This is a genomic window from Thiomicrospira sp. S5 (assembly GCF_003991075.1).
Classification (GTDB): domain Bacteria; phylum Pseudomonadota; class Gammaproteobacteria; order Thiomicrospirales; family Thiomicrospiraceae; genus Hydrogenovibrio; species Hydrogenovibrio thermophilus.
In genome coordinates, this window is record NZ_CP014470.1 from 890,428 (window position 1) to 909,467 (window position 19,040).

Genomic DNA, 19,040 nt, shown 5'->3' on the forward strand with positions numbered 1-19,040 from the left:
TCAGATAGGTTTTTTGAAGAGTTTATGATTGCCGCGTTGATCGATGGCGCCGGCCAGGCGGTCGATGCCGTGAATGTAGGCGGCGGTTCTTAAGCTGGTTTGATAGCGAATCGCTAAATCGTAAATCACGTTGGCTTCGCGTCGCATGATTTTATCGAGGCGCCGTTCCACTTCGTCGGCGTCCCAATAAAAACCGGAACGATTCTGGACCCATTCGAAGTAACTGACCGTCACCCCACCGGAGTTGGCGAGTACGTCGGGAATGACTTGGGTGCCTTTCGCTTGCAGGATTTCATCCGCTTGAGGGGAAATGGGGCCGTTGGCGATTTCCAATAGGGTTTTCGCACGAATTTTATCGGCGTTTTCCTGAGTGATTTGGTTCTCCATAGCGGCCAGCACCAAAACATCGACGTCCATTTCCAACAGTTCTTCATTGGTGAGGGTTTCGTGTTCGATCACATTGCAGACCGAGCCGTCGCAATAGACGGAATTCAATTCACTGGTTTCGTCTTTGAATTGTTTGATGTCGTCGATGTTCAGTCCGCTGGCGGTGCAAACCGCCCCTTTTGAATCGGACACGGCAATGACGCGATAGCCGGCCTGTTGCGCCAGACGGGCAAAATGGTAACCGGCGTTACCGAAGCCTTGCACGGCGATGGTGGTGTTTTGAATGTCCCAGCCTTGGCGGCGGGCGTATTCGCTCAGACAGAACAAGGCACCTTGTCCGGTGGCTTGGGTGCGGCCTTCCGAACCATTCAAGTGCAGCGGTTTTCCGGTGATGATGCCGGGAATCTGGCGGCGGGCGATGACGGAATATTCGTCGGCCATCCACCCCATGATGGTGGCGTTGGTGTACATGTCCGGTGCGGGAATGTCCCGCGTTTCCCCCAGCACATCGGCAAAGGCGCGAATGTAGCCTCGTGACAAACGTTCGATTTCCAATTGCGACAGTTCTTTCGGGTTGACGGTGATGCCGCCTTTGGCGCCGCCGAAGGGTAACCCGGCCACGGCGCATTTGACTGTCATCCAGAAACTCAGGGAGGTGACCTCGTCCAGATTGACGCGCGGGTGATAACGAATGCCGCCCTTTGTCGGGCCGCGAGTGTCGTCGTATTGCACGCGGTAACCGGTGAATATTTGCAAACTGCCGTCATCCATTCGTACCGGGATACTGGCTTTGATGGAACGTTTCGGAACCGATAACCGGTTGATGACCTCTTCGTCCACTTCAATGTGTTTGAAGACTTCTCCTAATCGCTGCTTTGCAATTTCGAACATGCACACTCTCCGTAATCGGGTAAAACGGTTTAAACTAAGACGGTCTAAGCATAAGGGAAAATACGGCGTTTGCAAACAAAAACGCCCCTTAAATCCATCTTTCAGGGGCGTTTTTCACTTTGAGGAACAAATGTGGTTTTTAAAAATCGTTCCAGTCGTCCTCCGGTTCCGAGGGGGACTGGGGCGTGGCGGCGGCGAGATCCAGGTCTGGGTGTTCTTGTTTAATCGGCGCCGAGGCCTGGTGGATTCGCGTAACCTTGTTCGGCTGTGTTTGACTGGATTCAGGCGCTTGAATTTCGGGTTTAATGGCCGTTTGCGGTCGGCTTTCACCCATTGATATTTCATCTTCCAGTGCATGAATGTGCTCAATCACTTCGAGACTGAGGCCTTCCAGTTTTTGCATTTCGTCATTGGCTTGTTCCATATCGCCGATGTCTTTCAAATCGAAAATGCGGCCGATGAAGGCATGCAGGTTGGCGTGGGATTTTTCCAGTACCTGAAAAGACGGCAAGCTTTGATACGTCTGACCTTCTTGATAGAGCCAGGTGCCGAGGGGGCAGAGCGTCGGGTCATCGGCCGATTGTCGGTTGAAGTCGATCTCGAAGTCGTTCAGGTAAGCACGTACTTTGACTCGCCACTGGCGGTGCGCCCGGCGAGCCGCGGCAAAGTCGAAGTTACCGACTTTCAGGGCATTGTGTTCGTGTGTGGGCGGTTTCAAGGTAAATTGGGCGACATTGGATTCCATGGACTCGGCCATGCCGCTGAGGTCTTCGGCCATGGCGGTGGTTTCCTCGACCAGTGCCGCATTTTCCTGAACGGCACTGTCGATGTCGGCGATGGCCTGGTTGGCTTGTTTGACGCCTTCCGATTGCTCGTGGCTGGACACGGCAATGTCGTCAATCATTTCGTTAACGTTTTCGATGGCGGCGACAATGTTATGCAGTTCTTCGCCGGAGGCACGAACCTGGTCGGTGCCTTCCGATACTTTGGAAACCGTGTCTTCAATCAACTGGCGAATATCGCGTGCCGCTTCCGAACTTTTACCCGCCAAACTGCGCACTTCGCCGGCGACGACGGCAAAGCCTTTGCCGTGCTCGCCGGCACGGGCGGCTTCCACGGCGGCGTTCAGCGCCAATAGGTTGGTTTGGAAAGCGATGCTGTCGATCAAACCGATGATTTCGTTTATTTTCTGGCTGGATTCGTGAATTTGCTTCATCGAGTCTTCCGCTTTGCTCATGACGGTTTCACTTTGCGCCGCTTGGCGTGCGGTGGTCTGGGTGACCTGACTCGATTTGCCGGCATTATCGGCGTTTTGTTGTACGGCTGAGGTCATCTGTTCCATGCTGGCGGCGGTTTGCTGCAAAGAGGCGGCCTGGGACTGAGTACGCTCGTTCAAACTCAAACTGGATTGGCTGATTTCATTGGCGCAGGTGTTGACATTATGGATGGCGATGCGGGTCTGGTTCATCATATTGGAGAGATTTTCCACGGCAACATTCAGACTGTCTTGTAATAGGGCGAATCGGCCTTTGAATTCACCTTGCATGTGCTGGGTCAAATTGCCTTCCGAGAGCGCGACCCCTAGGTCCACAGCTTGGCTGATCGGGTGTTCGATGGTTTCCATCATTTCATTGATGGCGCCGCTCAGTTCGCGGGCCAACCCCGACACACGGCTCAGGTCGATGCGTTGATCCAAGAGTCCGTTTTTGGCCGCGTTGACCGTTTTCTGTACCTGGTTAATCAACTGGATTTCCTGGGTTTTATCTCGCCATTCCGCCAAGGTGGCGGTGCGACTGCCGGCACGATTGAAAATGGGGATGGTGTTCACTTCCAAATGGGTGTCGCCGATTTGGATGTTGGCGACATAAGGTTCTTTCAATTCGTTGAGCAATTGACGTTGATGCTGGGCGTTGCGGTGAAAAATATCGATGTTCTGGCCAATGAGGTCGCTGGCCTCGAATTGTGGGAGATACTCTTTGAGCTTGGCTTCTTCCGTCTGCATGAAACGCTGCATTTCATCGTTCATGTAAACGATGTTGAGGTTGGCGTCGGTAATCATTAAGTTGCTGGAAATCTGGTTGATGGCGGTTTGCAGTTTGGCCGCTTCATCGACTTTGGCCTGATTGTCTTCAATCGCATAGCGAATCGAAATGGCGGCTGAAATTACCGGGTTGATGAGTTGCCCGACGAAGTGTTTAGGACGATGGCAGCTCATATTGATGGGTTCGTTGGCGGAGACATTTTGCAGGGCTTTTTGAATGCTTTGTTGAAAACGGGACAGCCGTAAACCGTAAAGAAAGGCGGGAATCAACATCATGGCGCTGATGGCTGCCAATAATCCGACGGACAAAAAGTGTTGCGTCAGCCAGATAAACGGGATGACGGCAAAAATTGTCATCAAGAGCGTCAGTTGCCATTGCGGCGCCATTTGAGCCATCCAATTCAGCTGCGGCCAGTTGATGCCTTGATAGACTTTACCGTACTGGATATGACGTTTTCCGGCATTGATTTGGCGGTAGGCTTCGGCTGTGGCGGCTTTCTCGGATTCCGAGACGTGGGTCCGAAACGATAGATACCCGACGTGCCGGTTGTTTTCATAAATGGGCGACACATTGGCTTTGACCCAGTAGTAACCGCCGTCTTTGCGGCGGTTTTTCACCACTTGAGACCAGGTGGCCCCCATTTTCAAGGTGTGCCACATGTCTTTGAACACCCGCTTGGGTACGTCCGGGTGGCGTACGATGCTGTGAGGTTGGCCGATCAATTCCTCCCGGCTGAAACCGCTGGCCAGCTCAAAGGCATCATTCACTTCGGTAATGGTGCCGTGCAGGTCGGTCTTGGAGACGAGAGCGATATTGTCGGGAACGAGGTATTCGTTTTCAGGGGCGTGTGTTTCAGGGTGTGCTGGGTTCATGTTGCCGTCCATCCTGTCGCAGGTTGTTATGCGTTGATTATTATGGAATTTTTTATATAAGCATATTAGCGTAGGTTGATAAATTCATCAATGAAGTTAAGGTTTTTATTTCTTATTGATTAATAAAGAAAATTAATATTTGATTCGAAAAAGTGCGGATGTTCGAATTTGAACGTCGCCTTAAAACCTTATAGAATGGGCGTTGGAAAGGGACTTAAATCTAATTGATTGATTTTAATGAAAAATCGTTAAAGTCTTTTTCGTTTTGGCCGTTAAAACCGATACACACCGAAAATATAATCAAATGGTGTCGAATAATAACAATAGCCCAGTGTGGTTTCCGAGCCTTGTCATGAACGAGTGTTATCGTGAAACATTGTCAGAAAAGGAAGATTAGTATGTCACTCATTAAGCCACAAAACGATTACATCAGTTCGTTGCTGAATGGTGCGTCGAACAACAAGTCCGCCAATGGTTTGGAAGGATTGTTCAAAGCCAGTCAGCAAGCCGATGAAAAGGCGCTGGAAAACAGTCAGGCACTGCCGAACCTGTCGGATTTCTTTTCCGCTTCCTCTCAAGGTTTGCAGGCGGTTTCCGGCAGTACCCAATACCAGCAATCTTACGCCTACAGTCAAACCATGACGATGCAGATTCAAACGCAGGAAGGCGATACGGTTCAGGTCGACTTCCGTCAGTTGTATGCTCAATACCAATCCTACAAAAGTGAATACGGTCAGGAAGAAGGACCGTCCGGCGCACGTTATTTTGAAAGCACCGAAGAAATGGAAGCCACCGCGTTTGAAGAACGTTTTGGTTTTTCGGTACAAGGTGATTTGAACGAAGACGAACTGAATGCCATTTTCGATGTGTTCGAGAAAGTGGATGCCTTGTCGAATGAATTCTTCAACGGCGATATCGAAAAGGCCTTTGCCAAAGCGCAAGAGCTTGAAATCGATTTCGGGCAGATTCAATCCTTCAGTCTGGATATGCAGAAAACCGAAATGTATGCGGCTAATTATCAGCAGGCTCAGGCGTATCAGGGTGTGCAGGATACCGAAACCGGTGACGCCGTTTCGGGTGGTCAAATCGCTCAGTTACCGCCTTATCTACAGAATATGCAGGATGCTGTCGAGAAGCTGGACGAGTTCTTTGCCAACGCACGTGAAAAATTCGATGAATGGCTGGCCGACAGTTTGGCGCAGCGTGCCGGAGAAGAAGGTCAGGCTGCAACCTGGTATGACCGTGTGAAAGAATTCCACGACCAGTTGGCGAACGCGGCCGGGTTGGATACGGTCACCTTGAAGCCGAGTGGTATTGAAGTGCCGGCCGGCCCGACGTTTGATTCAATGGATGACGCTTCCGGCAACGAAAGCGCCGAGAGTGAAGCGGCTGAAACCACTCAAGATACCGAGTAATCGGCCGATAACATTATTAATCGGGATACGTGCCGCATTTAGAAAAGGCACGATGTCGATGGCCGGTATGGCGGTTTTCGTGCCGGTTCAAAAAGGAGAGCGCCGAACAGAAATGTTCGGCTTTTTCGTTTTTGGATTTTGGTTTCGGATTTTTGGTGGACTAGGCGTAGTTGCGTGCGCCGAAAATATCGGTTCCAATCCGTACCAGGGTGCTGCCTTCCATAATCGCCGCTTCCAGATCGGCGGACATGCCCATCGACAAAGTGTCCAATGGCGCCTGCGGAAAGCGCTGTTGCATTTCCGTCAGCAACTCGCGCAGTTGGCGAAAGGGCCGGCGCTGCGCTTCCATTGACTCGGTACGGGCCGGAATCGCCATCAAACCACGCAACGAGAGGTTTGGCAGCGCCATCACTTCTTCGGTCACGTCGAGGATTTCCTCCGGCCGGAATCCGGACTTGGAGGCTTCCTCGCTGACGTTCACTTCAAGTAATATCTGCAAATCGCCCAGGCCTGGTGGTCTTTGCGCCGACAGACGTTTGGCGATTTTCAAACGATCCACGCTGTGTACCCATTGGAAATGCTCGGCAATAGGCTTGGTTTTATTGGACTGGATGGGGCCGATAAAATGCCATTCCAAATCCGGTCGTTGAGCGATTTTTTCCAAGGCTTCCTGCACATAGTTTTCACCGAAGGCTTTTTGTCCGGCCTCGGCCAGGGCTTCGATGTCGGCCAGCGGTTTGGTTTTGCTGACGGCCAGCAGAGTGACCGGGTCATGGCGACCGCTGTCTTTACGGGCGGTTTCGATTCGGTTTAAAACCTGTTGATAGCGGCTGAGCAATGTGTTGTTCATCTCGTTTCCTGCGGATTGGAAGGCGTGAATCATGAATAATCTTAACGTTCATTTTAACATTTCCAAGGTCGGCTGTCGGCTTCTTGCCGGGATAAGCGCGCCTTATTCCGGACAATTGAATGGTTTTTATGGTACTGAGCGGTCGGCGGGCGTAAAATGAAAAAAATACACCTAAAAAAATTGGTTGCATCGGTTGCGGTCATTCATCGAAAACGTTTTGAGTCAGAGGAAGCTTCATGAAGAAAATCAAATCCAGCGACGTAAATTATCCCTATAAAGAAAAATTGAGCCGTTCGGAATACGAAGAAACCAAAGAACAGTTGCAAATCGAGTTGTTGAAATTGCAGAAGTGGATCAAGCACAATGGCGAGCGCTTGATCATTTTGTTCGAAGGTCGTGACGCGGCCGGGAAGGGTGGCACCATCAAACGGATTATGGAGCACCTTAATCCTCGTGGCGCACGTGTGGTGGCGTTGGACAAGCCCAGCGAAACCGAAAAGGGACAATGGTACTTTCAACGCTACATTCAGCACCTGCCGACCTCTGGCGAAATGGTTTTGTTCGACCGTTCCTGGTATAACCGTGCGGGCGTGGAGCGGGTCATGGGATTTTGTACCCCGCCGCAATACAATCAGTTCATGCACCAGGCACCGGAGTTCGAACGGATGATCACCGCCAGCGGGATTCATTTGATGAAGTTTTGGTTTTCGGTGGGGCGTGACGAGCAACTACGCCGGTTTAACGCACGCAAAAACGATCCGTTGAAACAATGGAAGTTGAGTCCAATGGACTTGGCGTCCCTGGATCGATGGGAGGACTACACGCGTGCCAAGGAAGACATGTTTTTTTACACGAATACCAATGAAGCGCCTTGGACGGTCATCAAGTCGAACGATAAGAAACGCGCGCGCTTGGAAGCCATGCGTTATGTGTTGAACTATTTCCCTTACGACGATAAGAACGAAGACATTTTGCAACCTGATCCGTTGATTCTCAGCAGCGGCGAAGACGTATTTAAAGAAGACTGAAGCCAAGGCTTCATTTGAACGAAAGGAATTTCATCATGACGAAAATGCATTATCACGGCCATGCGAAAGAAGTGGTGGCCCGTTTTCAACGGATGTTGAACCAGGAACAAAAAGACGCCATCGGCGAAGAGCATTTCGAAGAGCTGGAGATGCTGATCAGCGCCGCTTTGGGGGTGGTGCATTCGGAACAGTCGCATCGCGCCGCCAAGTTGTTGGAAGAATACGCCCACGAGTTGCGACGTCAGTCCAGCGAAGTGGAATAAGCCGACAAATAAGCCATATCGATTTCCGCAATCCGTGACAGCCGGTCGAATTGTTTAGACGATGTTGGTCGGTCTCACGCGGTGGTGGGCAGGTGGTCGCAGTCCACTTGCTGCCAATGCGGCGGTGGTGTCCATTGTGACCAAAGGTCGCCGAGGCGGCCATCGAAACAGCCCGGTAACGCGGCTTCACTGCACAGTCGGTTGGGGATTTTCCAATCCTCCAACAGGGTCGCGGCACCAATGGCCTGAGCCGGAAAATCCGGGAACAGGAAACGGGCCGGTTTCACCACAAAGGGAAAGGCCGATTCGCTGGCCAATACCGCGCGGACATCAAACGTTTCCCGGAGCCGGTCGGCCAGATAAAATACCGTGGCTAAGGCTTGATGGCTTCCGGTAATTAACACCGGTTGCGATGGGGATAAGCTTACGGTGAGGTCGTTTAAAAACACCCAGGCCTGGGCGTTTTTCGGTTGTAATTCGGTGGGTTCGGGAAAAGGCTGTTCGGTCATGAACAGCAGTTTATTCCCCTGTTGCCTGAATAAAATCGCCTGTCGTTCGCCGTCGGTGACGGCGAAGTTGACCGGACGTTCGGTCTCGTCGTCTTGTTCAACCTCAATCAGATAAAAGCCGTTCGGCTGTTCCTGTTGCCCAATCCAACGCACGTTATCGTCTCAGACCTGGTTGTTGCGGTAGACCGGACGGCCTTGGAAGTAAGTGGCTTCGATTTCACCATTGAACTCCCAACCGCTGAAGGGTGAATTGTCGCCCTGGCTAATCATTTCCGAGCGCTCCAGCGTCCAGATGGCCTCCGGGTTATACAGGCTGAAGTCGGCGTAATGCCCCTCGATTAAACTGCCGTTTTGAATGCCGAGAATGTCGGCCGGACGCTGTGTCAAAGCCGCCAGTGCGGTGTGAATGTCCAAAACGCCTTCCTGTACCAGTTTCATGGTCAACGGCAACAGGGTTTCCAATCCGCTGATGCCCGGTTCGCTTTCGCCGAACGGTAATAGTTTGACGTCGCGGTCAAGCGGCGTATGGTCGCTGACGATGGCGTCGATGATGCCGGTTTTGACGCCGAGACGCAACGCTTCCTTGTCTTCATGGGTGCGTAGCGGAGGCGAAACATGGAACAGGGAATCAAAGTCCATCACATCGTATTCGGTCAGGTGCAGTTGGTGAATTGCCACGTCGCAGGTGACTTGCATGCCGCGCTTTTTCGCATCGGCAATCATTTCCACCGAACGAGCGGTGGAAATTTGCGATATGTGGATGCGTGCGCCGGTTTCCTCGGCGAGAATCAGATTACGCGCCAGCGCGGTGGTTTCCGCCGAGGCTGGGATTTCAGGCAAACCGAGACGACTGCTGATGACGCCGCTGTGCACTACGCCCTTGTTTTTCAGTTGCGAGTTTTCACAGCGCATCATCAAGAGCACGTCATTACTGACGGCATAGGCCATGGCGTTTTTCAGCGTCAAGGCATTCTGAATCGGTTGGGCGGCTTGGCTTAAGGCGATGCAGCCGGCGTTTTTCAATGCCGCCATATTGCTGAGCATTTTGCCTTCCAATCCTTGCGTGATGGCACCCAGCGGCAGAACGAAAGCTGTGGCGGCCTGGCGCGCACGGCGCTGGATCAGTTCGGTCACCGCCTGGGTGTCGTTGACCGGGTTGGTGTCCGGCGGGCAGCAGATGGTGGTGATGCCGCCGGCGACGGCGGCTTTGGTTTCGGAGGCGATGCTGCCTTCGTAACGACTGCCGGGTTCGGCCAGACGAGCATGCAAATCCACCAGGCCTGGGAAAATCCACTTGCCGGTGCCGTCAATCGTTTGGTCCGGCGAGAAGCCTTCCGGTGCCGTGTCGCTGATGGCTTGGATGCGGCCGCGTGCAATATACAGATTGGTGACCTGGTCAAGTGACTGACTGGGGTCGATGATTCGTGCATTTTCGATTAACAGTCTCAAGCTTCTGTCTCCTCTGTCGCTTTCGCTTCACTCAGCTTGCTTTCGTTCAATTGTCTCGCGTTTTCGATGATGACACTCATCACCGCCATGCGCACGGCGATGCCGTAGGTGACCTGTTCGAGTATCACCGATTGGTGTCCGTCCACGACTTCGGAGTCGATTTCCACCCCGCGGTTGACCGGGCCGGGATGCATCACGATGGCGTCGGGCTTGGCGTAGCCCAGACGTTCCTTGGTCAGGCCGTACAGGTTGAAAAATTCCTTGCCGCTGGGTAGCAGGGCGCTTTTCATGCGTTCGCTCTGCAGGCGGACGTTGATGATGACATCCACGCCGTCCAGGCCTTCTTCAATGTGTTCATAGACGTGGACGCCGAGCGCTTCCGGATGTGATGGCATCAGGGTTTTCGGGCCGATGACGCGGATTTCGCGCGCTTCGAGAATGCTCAAGGCTTGAATTTGTGAGCGCACCACGCGGGAATGTTGCACGTCCCCGATGATGGCGACCTTCAGGTCGTAGATATCGCCTTTGTGTTTGCGGATGGTGAACATGTCGAGCATCGCCTGAGTTGGGTGGGCGTGCTGGCCGTCACCGGCATTGACCACGTGGACGTGAGGGGCGACGTGTTTTGCGATGAAATGGGCGGCGCCGCTTTCGCTGTGACGCACCACGAAGACATCGGCCAGCATGGCTTCCAGATTCCAAAGGGTGTCCAGCAGGGTTTCCCCTTTTTTGGTGGACGAGGTTTCGATATTGAGGTTCACCACATCGGCGGACAAACGTTTTTCGGCGATTTCGAAAGTGGTCAGCGTGCGCGTGCTGGGCTCGAAAAACAGGTTCATGATGGTCTTACCGTGCAGGTTCGGCACTTTTTTGATTTGGCCGGTGGCCGGGTCGATGAAACTTTCCGCAACGTCCAGGATTTCCGTCAAATGATGTTGCTTGAGGCCTTCCAGTGTCAGGAAATGGCGCAGCTTTCCTTGTTCATTGAGTTGGATGTTGGGGGTTGTGAGTCTCATGATGTTTCCTTCTGTGTCGTGAGCGCGTCTAACCAGTTTTCAAGAATAATTTGGGCCGCATGGTCGTCAATCGGTTGGGTCGTGTTTTTGGCGCCGGCGTTGCGTTGTTCCGCTTCGATCGAGCTGAGTTGTTCTTCGATATAAAACACCGGCGTATGGTAGCGGCCGCTGAGGCGCTGGCCGAATTTTCGGGCCGGTTGCGTCAAGGCCTGTTCTTCGCCGTTCAATCGCATGGGTAATCCCACCACCACCGCCTGGGGCTGCCAGGTTTCGAACAGGCGAGTGATGTGTTCCCAGTCCGGTTTGCCGTCCCGGCTCTGAACGATGGCTTCCGGCGTGGCGGTGCGGGTAATGGTTTGGCCAACGGCCACACCGATGCGCCGCAAACCGAAGTCGAACCCCAGAATAACGCCGTCGAGCGTTTGGGGATCGATGGCCTTAGTCATGGCCGGCGTCCATGCTGAGAGATTCCGGTGAAATCCCCAGTGTGTTGAGTGCGACTTGCCATTTTTTCTTGGTCGGCACATCAAACAGCAGGGCTTCGTTATAGGGAATCGTCAGCCAGTTGTTGGCTTGGATTTCTTCATTGAGTTGTCCCGCTTCCCATCCGGCGAAGCCAAGACAGACCACCAGTTTCTCGGGCGCATCACCGCTGGCGAGTGACTTGAGAAAGTCTTCCGAGACGGTCATCGCCAATCGGTCGCGTAATGGCAGGCTTTTTTGCCAGTGCCCTTGCGGTTCGTGCAGGATAAAGCCGTGCTCCATGTCGATGGGGCCGCCCATCATGATGTTCTGTTCCAAAAGCGGCGACGGATGCTCAATGGTGAGCTCAAAATGTTCCAGCAATTGTTCGACGGTCAAACCGTGTTCCAGGTTGACGACCAGTCCCATCGAACCATGTTCGTTGTCCTCAACGATGTACACCAGCGTTTTGTCGAACCAGCTGTCGGCCAGGTTCGGCATGGCGATGAGAAAATGATGTTCGAGAGAGTTCAGCTGTTCCATAGCCGTAAATTATATCAGCTTGCCAAATCGCGTTGATTTTTTAGTGGCCGGTTTTGACGGTTTTTTTACGAGTTTTTCGCATCCAGTAAGTGCAAACGTTTTTTCATGGTCGGTGTGGCGTAGGTTTGACGGTTTTCGTCCACCATAAAGGCTTCGTTGATGCCCATCTGACGGGCGATTTTTTCCCAGCCGGACGGCCCGGCAATCATCAGGGCCGTGGCGGCGGCGTCGGCGGTGGTCGCATCCGGGTGCACCACCGTGACGGAAATGAAGTGATCCGCCGGGTAACCGGTATTCGGGTTGATGATGTGGCTGTAACGCTTGCCTTTCCAGGTGAAATAACGCTGATAGGTGCCGGACGTGACGATGCTTTCGTCGCCGTTGATTTGCAAGCTCGCCAAGGCGGTGTTCGGGTGGTCCGGGTCTTGGATGCCGATGCGCCAGGCCTGGTGGTTTTCCGGGTTTTTCGAACCGATGATGCGCATGTCACCGCCGATGTTGACGATGGCGTTTTCAATGCCGGCGTGCAATAAACTTTCAATCGCCAAGTCGAGCGCCAATCCTTTGGCATTGCCGCCGAAGTCGAGACGCACATTCGAGTTTCGACTGTAAAGGGTGTTGCCTTTGAAATAAATGTCGCGAATGGACGGGCGCGATTTTAGCCAGGCCTGGAGGGTTTCTTCATTGGGCGGCGGCCCGTGCCAGTCTTCGGAGTGAAAGCCCCAGAGCTCAATCAATTGTCCGATGCCGGGATCGAACAGATAATCCGATTCGGCGGCGAGGGTTTGCGATTTGAGAATAAAGCGTTTGACGCTGTCGGCAATGGTAATCGGTTGCCGGGCGGCGATGGCGTCGTTGATGTTGCCGAGAATGCCGCCTTTTTCCCAGGCGTGCCAATCCTGATTGAATTGCTGGAAGGTGGCTTCGATGCCCTGAATGGCGTGTTCGGCTTTGGCTTGCGGCGCGTCGACGATTTCGACCCGCACTTCGGTGCCGAACACGTAAAACACTTCCTGAACGGTTTGGGGGGGCGGAGAACAGGTGGTCAGTCCCCAAAAGGCGAGGACAGCGATGGTGAAGTGTTTGAATGGAAAACCGTTGAATTTCATATGGAATTTACTTGAAATGTATTGGATAAAACAAAATTTGGGTTTTTATAAAATATGTTTATAATGAGAAAAGGTTCATCCGCGTAAACAAATATTCGTGATTGTTAAAACGTATTAACCCTCGAATTTCCGATGAAAATGTCCGCGATGACCAGAGTATTCAGTGTGGTTATTCTAACCCTTAAAGGGTGAAAGAACGGTTAAAAATGAAAAAAGTAGAGCTGACAGGAAACGAACGAGAGGTGAAGCCGGGGTCGACGATTATTTCGACGACGGATTTGAACGGAACCATTGTTGAGTGTAATGACGACTTTGTCGACATCTCCGGTTATACCCGCCAGGAGTTGATAGGGCAGCCGCACAATATTTTGCGGCACCCGGATGTTCCGGCGGCGGTGTTCAAAGATTTATGGCAAACGCTCAAGCAAGGCAAACCCTGGACGCAGTATGTCAAAAACCGTTGTAAGAATGGCGATTTCTATTGGGTGAAAGCCAACATCACGCCGGTATTGCGAGCCAACGAGCTGGTTGGGTATCAATCGGTTCGGACACGCATTTCCGATGCGGAAAAGGCCTCGGCCGAGGCGCTTTACAAACAGATTCAAAATGGCAAGGCGTCGATTCGTCAGGGCTATTTGATGAGCCCGTCCCGACGTTTCAATCTCTTCCATCACATTCATCCGGTCAACGTCATGGTGTCGTTGATTGTGTTCTTAATCGCCTTGCAAGCCGTGACGTCGGCCGGGTTGTTGACGATTCCGGCGGCGGTCGGTTTGCCCGTCGCGGCGATTCTGTTGGTGGGCACCTTTATGGGGCGGCGTTATGTTTTCTCCCGCTTGAAGAAAGCGCGCCAAATCATGACGCAAGTGCGCAGCGGCAATTTCCATTCCGATTTGGAGACCTACGGTTTTCATTCCCTGAGCGGGGTGTTGGCCTCGGTGAAAATGATGCAGACGCAAGTCGGTGCGGAAACCGCACAACGCACCCGCCAGCTGCATGAAAACACCCGATTGAAGGTTGCGCTCGACAGCGCCACCACTAATATGATGGTGGCCGACCAGAATAACGACGTCATCTATTTGAACCACGCCCTCCACGATTTATTGAAACGTCACGCCTCGGCGATTGCCGAAGAAGTGCCCGGGTTCGATGCCGATAATTTGGTGGGTAAATCGATTGATGTGTTCCATCGCCATCCCCAGCATCAAAAACAGTTGTTGGCGAATTTGACCGATAAGCATGTGGCGGAAATTTCGGTCGGAAATTTGATTTTGAAATTGACCATGCAGCCGGTCATCAATGATGAACAAAAACGCATCGGCACCATTGTCGAGTGGATGGATTTAACACAGCAACGTAGCATTGAAGAGACTTTGAACAATGCTTTGTCATTGGCGTCGAAAGGGCATACCGATATTAAGTTGAACACTCAGGGGCTGGAAGGGTTTTTCCACACCACGGCGACGGACATCAATGCCTTGTTGGCGACCATGAACGGGGCTTTGGAAGACATGGTCGGGGTGATGGTCAATCTGGCGTCCGGCAATATGACCACGCGGGTGGAAAAAGATTTGCAAGGTTCTTTGGCGGCGATGAAAGGCGCGATGAATGTGTCGCTGGATAATTTGAGCGTCATCATGCTGCAAATCAAAGAAGTGGCGGCGTCGGCCAGTAATGCGTCCAGCGATTCGGCCAAGGCCGCCAACGATTTGTCGGTGCGTACTCAGCAAGCGGCCGCCACGCTGGAAGAGTTGAACGCCACCATGCAGAACATCAACCAGTTGCAGATTGAAAACACCCAATCCTTAACCGAAGTATCCGGCTTGACGCGGGAAACCATGCAGGAAAACGATAAGGCCGGCGAAGTGATGTTGGCGTCGGTGGAAGCGATGGAAAGCATTCGTGAAACCTCCGCCAAAATCGGCGACATCATCGGCATGATCGACAGCATCGCTTTCCAAACCAATTTGCTGGCGTTGAACGCTGCGGTGGAAGCGGCGCGTGCCGGAGAGCATGGGCGCGGTTTTGCGGTGGTGGCGAATGAGGTGCGCACGCTGGCGGCCAAATCCGCCGATGCCGCGCAGGAAATCAAAAAACTGATTGAGGATTCCGGGCAACGCATCAATGAGGGTGCCGACCGGGTTCAGCAATCGCATGAAGTGTTCAAACAAGTCAATGAGAGTGTCGCCAAAATCGGAAGCACTCTGGAGACGGTGACGGCTTCCATCAGCGACCAGCAACAAAGTGTGTCGGAAGTGACCCGCGCCCTCGGGTCCTTGGATGAAAACATTCAAAACAACGCCGCGCTGGTGGAAGAAACCTCGGCGTCGGCGGAATCCTTACATGACCAAGCCAGTCTACTGACCAATGAAGTACAGAAGTTCCAAATCAGTGAAAGCCTGATGCAGGGGAAAGCGCAAAGTTATCCGGCGGTACACGGTGTCCGGCTGTCCGAAGCCCGTCAGAAAATGCGCATCTGGCGTACGATGGTTCAGTCTTATCTGTGCGGTATGGAGGTGGACATCGATTTGCAGGCGGCGGTGGATCCGACGCGCTGCAGTGTCGGCCAGGCATTGGGGCAGTTATTGAGCGCCGACCCGTCTCTGGAAGCCTTGGATCAAATGAAGGAAGTCATGGAGTTGCACGTCCGGCAGCATAATCTGGTGAAATTGGTGCTGGAGTGTCGTGACGCCAAGTGTCTGCCGGAAGATTTCAACACCTTGTCCCTGCAGGACGGCATGTTGGATGAGTTCGTTATCGTCACCGAGAAGCTCGACAAGGCGCTCGGCGTTTTGGAACAGGTGGTGTTCGAGCATAGTCGCACCGAACCGCTTCCGGCGTTACGCGCCGGATAAACGGAAAAACGCCCAGGCCTGGGCGTTTTTCATCTTCGGATTCAACAAACGTAATCGGTGAGCAATCGGTTTTAAGCCGGTGGCATTAAGCTTTCGAGATGGTCGAACAGTGCACCGGCGATGTTCAACCCATATTGTTCGTCCAACTCCCGAATGCAGGTCGGGCTGGTGACGTTGATTTCGGTGATGTAATCGCCGATGACGTCCAATCCCACAAAGTGCAGCCCTTTACGACGCAAGGTCGGCGCAATCTGTTCACATAACCATTCATCCCGTTCCGTTAAAGCTACGCCCACGCCTTGGCCGCCGGCGGCAATGTTGCCGCGGGTTTCCCCTTCGGCGGGAATGCGCGCCAGCGCATACGGCATGGGTTCGCCATTCACCAATAGAATACGTTTGTCACCCTGTTTGATTTCCGGTAGATAAATTTGCGCCATAATGTGATGACGCCCGTGATCGGTCATGGTTTCGATAATGACGTTGATGTTCGGGTCTTGTGCGGTGACCCGGAAAATCGACGCGCCGCCCATTGCATCCAAAGGTTTCAAGATGACATCCTGGTGGTCTTGGATGAATTGCTTCAAGCGAGCGGCATCGGCAGCGACCAGTGTCGGCGGAATGCACTGCGGGAACCAGCTGGCGAACAGCTTTTCATTGGCGTCGCGCAGGGACTGCGGTTTGTTGACCACCAGTACGCCCTGTGCTTCAGCCAGCTCCAGCATATGGGTGGCGTATAGATAGTCGTTATTGAACGGCGGATCCTGACGAATCAAAATAATATCCAATTCGTTCAAATCGGTTTCATGGCTAGCACCGAAACCATAGAACTGTGAGGTGGTGTCGCTTTTGGCTCGGTCCCAGACTTTCAGTTCGGTGGTTTCGGCAAAGGGCCGACCGTTCTTTAAAAACAAGTCGGTCGGTTCCATATAGTGCAGTTGGTGGCCGCGGCGTTGGGCTTCCAGCAGCATGGCGAAGGAACTGTCTTTATAAGGTTTGATGTCCGCGATCGGGTCCATCACGATGCCGACGTTCAGTAAACTCATGAGGCGGCCTTTTTTTCGTCGGAAGCTTCGCGTTTGGCATCGGCGATTTCACGTGCCGCGGCCAGCAAGGCCAGACGGGCCACTACGCCGTAGGCATAAAAGCGGTTCGGGCTGGCATCCGGAGCCTGGGTTTGGTCCGGCATCACGCAGGAAGTCGCAAACGAAAGGGATTCGAAATGCATGCCCGGGGAATTCAAATTGTCGGTGGCGGTTTTACCGGTGTGCACTCGGTAAAAGCCTCCGACCACTTGGTTATGAATCATGTAGACCACCGGCTCCGCCACGGCGTCATTGATGGTTTCGTGGGTGTAAACACCTTCCTGCACCAGCATTTGTTTGGCAACCAATCCTTCCTTGGCGGAGGACATCTTGTTGCGTTGTTTGCGGTTGAGGTTCAGAACGTCTTCCGGGGTATCGACCGACATGATGGCCATGCCATAAGTGCCGCTGTCGGATTTGACGATGGCAAACGGCTTACAGGCGATGTCGTGCTGGTCATAATAACGTTGGGTTTCCTGCAAGACGGTATTGACCGCGCCGGCCAGACATTCCAACCCTTCACGCTCCTTAAAGTCCACCGGACCGCATTGCATCGACATGGGGTTAATCAACCAAGGGTCGATGTCGACCATTTTCGAAAATTCGTTGGAGACGTTTTTGTAGTGGTCGAAATGCTCGGTTTTAAAGCGATCGGCCCAGCCCAGGTCCAGCGGCGGCAGTAAGGTTTGATCGATGTTCTCCAGGATTTCCGGGCGGCCGCTGGACAAATCGTTGTTCAACAGGACGGCGCATGGAAAGAAGTCGTCGACCCCGACGCGGTCGTCCTGTTTTTCCAGAGGACGAAGCACCAGCGTTTTGCCGGACGGCAGCTCGATTTCGGTGCGCTCGGTGATTTCTGGGTTCAGGCTGCCGATGTGCACTTCGTAGCCGGCGGCAATCAGGATTTCCTGCAAGACGGCGAGGTTCTCCAGATAAAACTGGTTTCGGGTATGGTTCTCCGGAATCAGCAGAACGCCGTCGGCAATCGGACAGGCTTGGGTGACGGCGCTTTGCGCGGCTTGAATCGCCAAAGGGCGTAAGTCGGGGTGTAGGTTGTTGAAACCGGCCGGGAACAGATTGGTATCAACCGGTGCCAGTTTATAACCGGCGTTGCGCAAATCCACCGATGCATAGAAAGGCGCGGGCGTTTCTTTAAATTGTTTTCGGAACCAGCATTCGATGTCCGCCTGGTGATTAAGCAAATGTTCTTCCAGTTCCAGAAGGGGACCGGTGAGGGCCGTTTGCAGGTGGGGGACTTGATTGGTTGATAATGGCATAGTGTTCTCGAATGTTAAACAGTAAAGGTTATGAGAGCTTTGTACGAGATGATTACACGGATAAAAATGGTTAAAAACCGCCTGATTGTCGTTGTAAAACTTGCCAATAGCGAGCTATTAGCTGCGTTTTACGCCTTGATCAGTCAGTTTTTTCCTCATTTTTCTCTCGCATCTCACTCATGCAAAGTTCTCATTATACAAAATCGTTTCCGGTTTGCAGGTCGCTGTTTGCGTCATGAGGCGGTCATCGGGGTGTTGAAATCCCCCCATAGCGTTTGCAAGGCGGCGAGAATCACCGGGGCGGCGGTTTCGGTGCGCAAAATGCGCGGCCCAAGTTGGATGGCCGTCAAGCCCGCGGCCACGGCTTGGTCGACTTCATCATCCGTCAAGCCGCCTTCCGGCCCGATGAGCAAGTGAATGGGACTTTCCGCCAAACTTGGGTTTAATGTGGTCAGGGAGTGCTCCGCCGTAGGGCTGAGCACCAGTCCGCTCGGAGCGTTCGCGGCTTTCAGCCAGGCCTGGTAGGTTTCGGGTTGGGCAATTTCCGGCACCACATTGCGGTTGGATTGCTCACAGGCGTTGATGGCGATGTCTTGCCATTGACGACGTTTCTTGTCCTGTTTGTCGCCGCTCAGCTTCACATCACAGCGTTCGGTGAACAGCGGTTGAATGCGGGTCACGCCGAGTTCCACCGCTTTCTGGATGCTGTAATCCATACGGTCGCCTTTGGAGATGCCTTGCAATAAAACCGTTTCCAACGGCGATTCGGTCACCGGTGACGCCGTACTTTCGATGACTACGTCGGCGGTGCGGCGGCTGGTGTGCAATAGTGTGGCTTGGGCACAGGTGCCGCGCCCGTCAAAGACTTCGACCGGTCGGTCATGTTTCAAGCGCAACACCGTCAGAGCGTAATGCGCCTGATCCTTGTCCAAAGACAGGGTTTGCCCGGCGGTCAGGTCGGCGGGCAGATAGAAACGCGGAATTCTCATG

16 protein-coding genes are annotated in these 19,040 nt (G+C 53.1%); 4 read left to right on the forward strand and 12 right to left on the reverse strand.

From position 1 onward, the window contains the following. Positions 1-1,278, reverse strand: coding sequence for a Glu/Leu/Phe/Val family dehydrogenase (locus AYJ59_RS04005; RefSeq protein ID WP_029938781.1), 1,278 nt, complete (start codon positions 1,276-1,278; stop codon positions 1-3). 139 nt (positions 1,279-1,417) lie between these two features. Further along, positions 1,418-4,192, reverse strand: a complete 2,775-nt coding sequence (locus tag AYJ59_RS04010) for a methyl-accepting chemotaxis protein (RefSeq protein ID WP_127119300.1) — start codon at positions 4,190-4,192, stop codon at positions 1,418-1,420. 398 nt (positions 4,193-4,590) lie between these two features. On the opposite strand from AYJ59_RS04010, the gene AYJ59_RS04015 reads away from it, so the two are divergent. Beyond that, positions 4,591-5,607, forward strand: coding sequence for a hypothetical protein (locus AYJ59_RS04015; RefSeq protein ID WP_127119301.1), 1,017 nt, complete (start codon positions 4,591-4,593; stop codon positions 5,605-5,607). Between the two features lie 160 nt (positions 5,608-5,767). On the opposite strand, the gene AYJ59_RS04020 is transcribed toward AYJ59_RS04015, so the two are convergent. Further along, the gene (locus AYJ59_RS04020) at positions 5,768-6,457 is read right to left on the reverse strand and encodes a YggS family pyridoxal phosphate-dependent enzyme (RefSeq protein WP_127119302.1); all 690 of its coding nucleotides are present in this window, start codon (positions 6,455-6,457) and stop codon (positions 5,768-5,770) included. Between the two features lie 236 nt (positions 6,458-6,693). Between AYJ59_RS04020 and ppk2 the strand changes: the two genes are divergently transcribed. Together ppk2 and AYJ59_RS04030 are read left to right on the forward strand one after the other, a co-directional pair. Continuing rightward, positions 6,694-7,485, forward strand: coding sequence for a polyphosphate kinase 2 (gene ppk2 / locus AYJ59_RS04025; protein ID WP_029938777.1), 792 nt, complete (start codon positions 6,694-6,696; stop codon positions 7,483-7,485). A gap of 35 nt (positions 7,486-7,520) precedes the next feature. Continuing rightward, a complete protein-coding gene (locus AYJ59_RS04030) occupies positions 7,521-7,748 on the forward strand; it encodes a hypothetical protein (protein ID WP_029938776.1) in 228 nt (75 codons plus the stop codon). 74 nt (positions 7,749-7,822) lie between these two features. Here the strand turns inward: AYJ59_RS04030 and AYJ59_RS04035 are convergent, their stop codons facing one another. From AYJ59_RS04035 to AYJ59_RS04060, 6 genes are all read right to left on the reverse strand, one after another. Beyond that, positions 7,823-8,410 (reverse strand): hypothetical protein, encoded by a 588-nt coding sequence (locus AYJ59_RS04035; protein ID WP_127119303.1) that lies wholly within the window; start codon positions 8,408-8,410, stop codon positions 7,823-7,825. Positions 8,411-8,419: 9 nt separating this feature from the next. Further along, positions 8,420-9,706, reverse strand: a complete 1,287-nt coding sequence (locus AYJ59_RS04040) for a dihydroorotase (RefSeq protein ID WP_029938774.1) — start codon at positions 9,704-9,706, stop codon at positions 8,420-8,422. Beyond that, positions 9,703-10,722: an aspartate carbamoyltransferase catalytic subunit gene (locus tag AYJ59_RS04045; protein WP_029938773.1), complete on the reverse strand. Its 1,020-nt coding sequence runs from the start codon at positions 10,720-10,722 to the stop codon at positions 9,703-9,705. The genes AYJ59_RS04040 and AYJ59_RS04045 overlap by 4 nt, the downstream gene beginning before the upstream one ends. Further along, entirely contained in the window at positions 10,719-11,168 is a 450-nt protein-coding gene (gene ruvX, locus AYJ59_RS04050) for a Holliday junction resolvase RuvX (RefSeq protein WP_029938772.1), read from the reverse strand. Before ruvX ends, AYJ59_RS04045 begins: the two co-directional genes overlap by 4 nt. Then, positions 11,161-11,727, reverse strand: a complete 567-nt coding sequence (locus AYJ59_RS04055) for a YqgE/AlgH family protein (protein ID WP_029938771.1) — start codon at positions 11,725-11,727, stop codon at positions 11,161-11,163. Before AYJ59_RS04055 ends, ruvX begins: the two co-directional genes overlap by 8 nt. 65 nt (positions 11,728-11,792) lie before the next feature. Further along, entirely contained in the window at positions 11,793-12,836 is a 1,044-nt protein-coding gene (locus tag AYJ59_RS04060) for an FAD:protein FMN transferase (RefSeq protein ID WP_127119304.1), read from the reverse strand. A 206-nt stretch (positions 12,837-13,042) separates the two neighbouring features. Between AYJ59_RS04060 and AYJ59_RS04065 the strand changes: the two genes are divergently transcribed. After that, entirely contained in the window at positions 13,043-15,691 is a 2,649-nt protein-coding gene (locus AYJ59_RS04065) for a methyl-accepting chemotaxis protein (RefSeq protein WP_127119305.1), read from the forward strand. Between the two features lie 71 nt (positions 15,692-15,762). Here AYJ59_RS04065 and gshB read toward each other — a convergent pair whose 3' ends face one another. From gshB to AYJ59_RS04080, 3 genes are all read right to left on the reverse strand, one after another. Next, positions 15,763-16,734, reverse strand: a complete 972-nt coding sequence (gshB, locus tag AYJ59_RS04070; RefSeq protein ID WP_029938768.1) for a glutathione synthase — start codon at positions 16,732-16,734, stop codon at positions 15,763-15,765. Next, positions 16,731-18,050 carry a glutamate--cysteine ligase gene (gene gshA / locus AYJ59_RS04075; RefSeq protein WP_029938767.1) on the reverse strand — a complete coding sequence of 440 codons (1,320 nt, stop codon included), beginning with the start codon at positions 18,048-18,050 and terminating at the stop codon, positions 16,731-16,733. Before gshA ends, gshB begins: the two co-directional genes overlap by 4 nt. A gap of 233 nt (positions 18,051-18,283) precedes the next feature. Further along, positions 18,284-19,039: a 16S rRNA (uracil(1498)-N(3))-methyltransferase gene (locus AYJ59_RS04080; protein WP_127119306.1), complete on the reverse strand. Its 756-nt coding sequence runs from the start codon at positions 19,037-19,039 to the stop codon at positions 18,284-18,286. Position 19,040 lies beyond the last annotated feature (1 nt).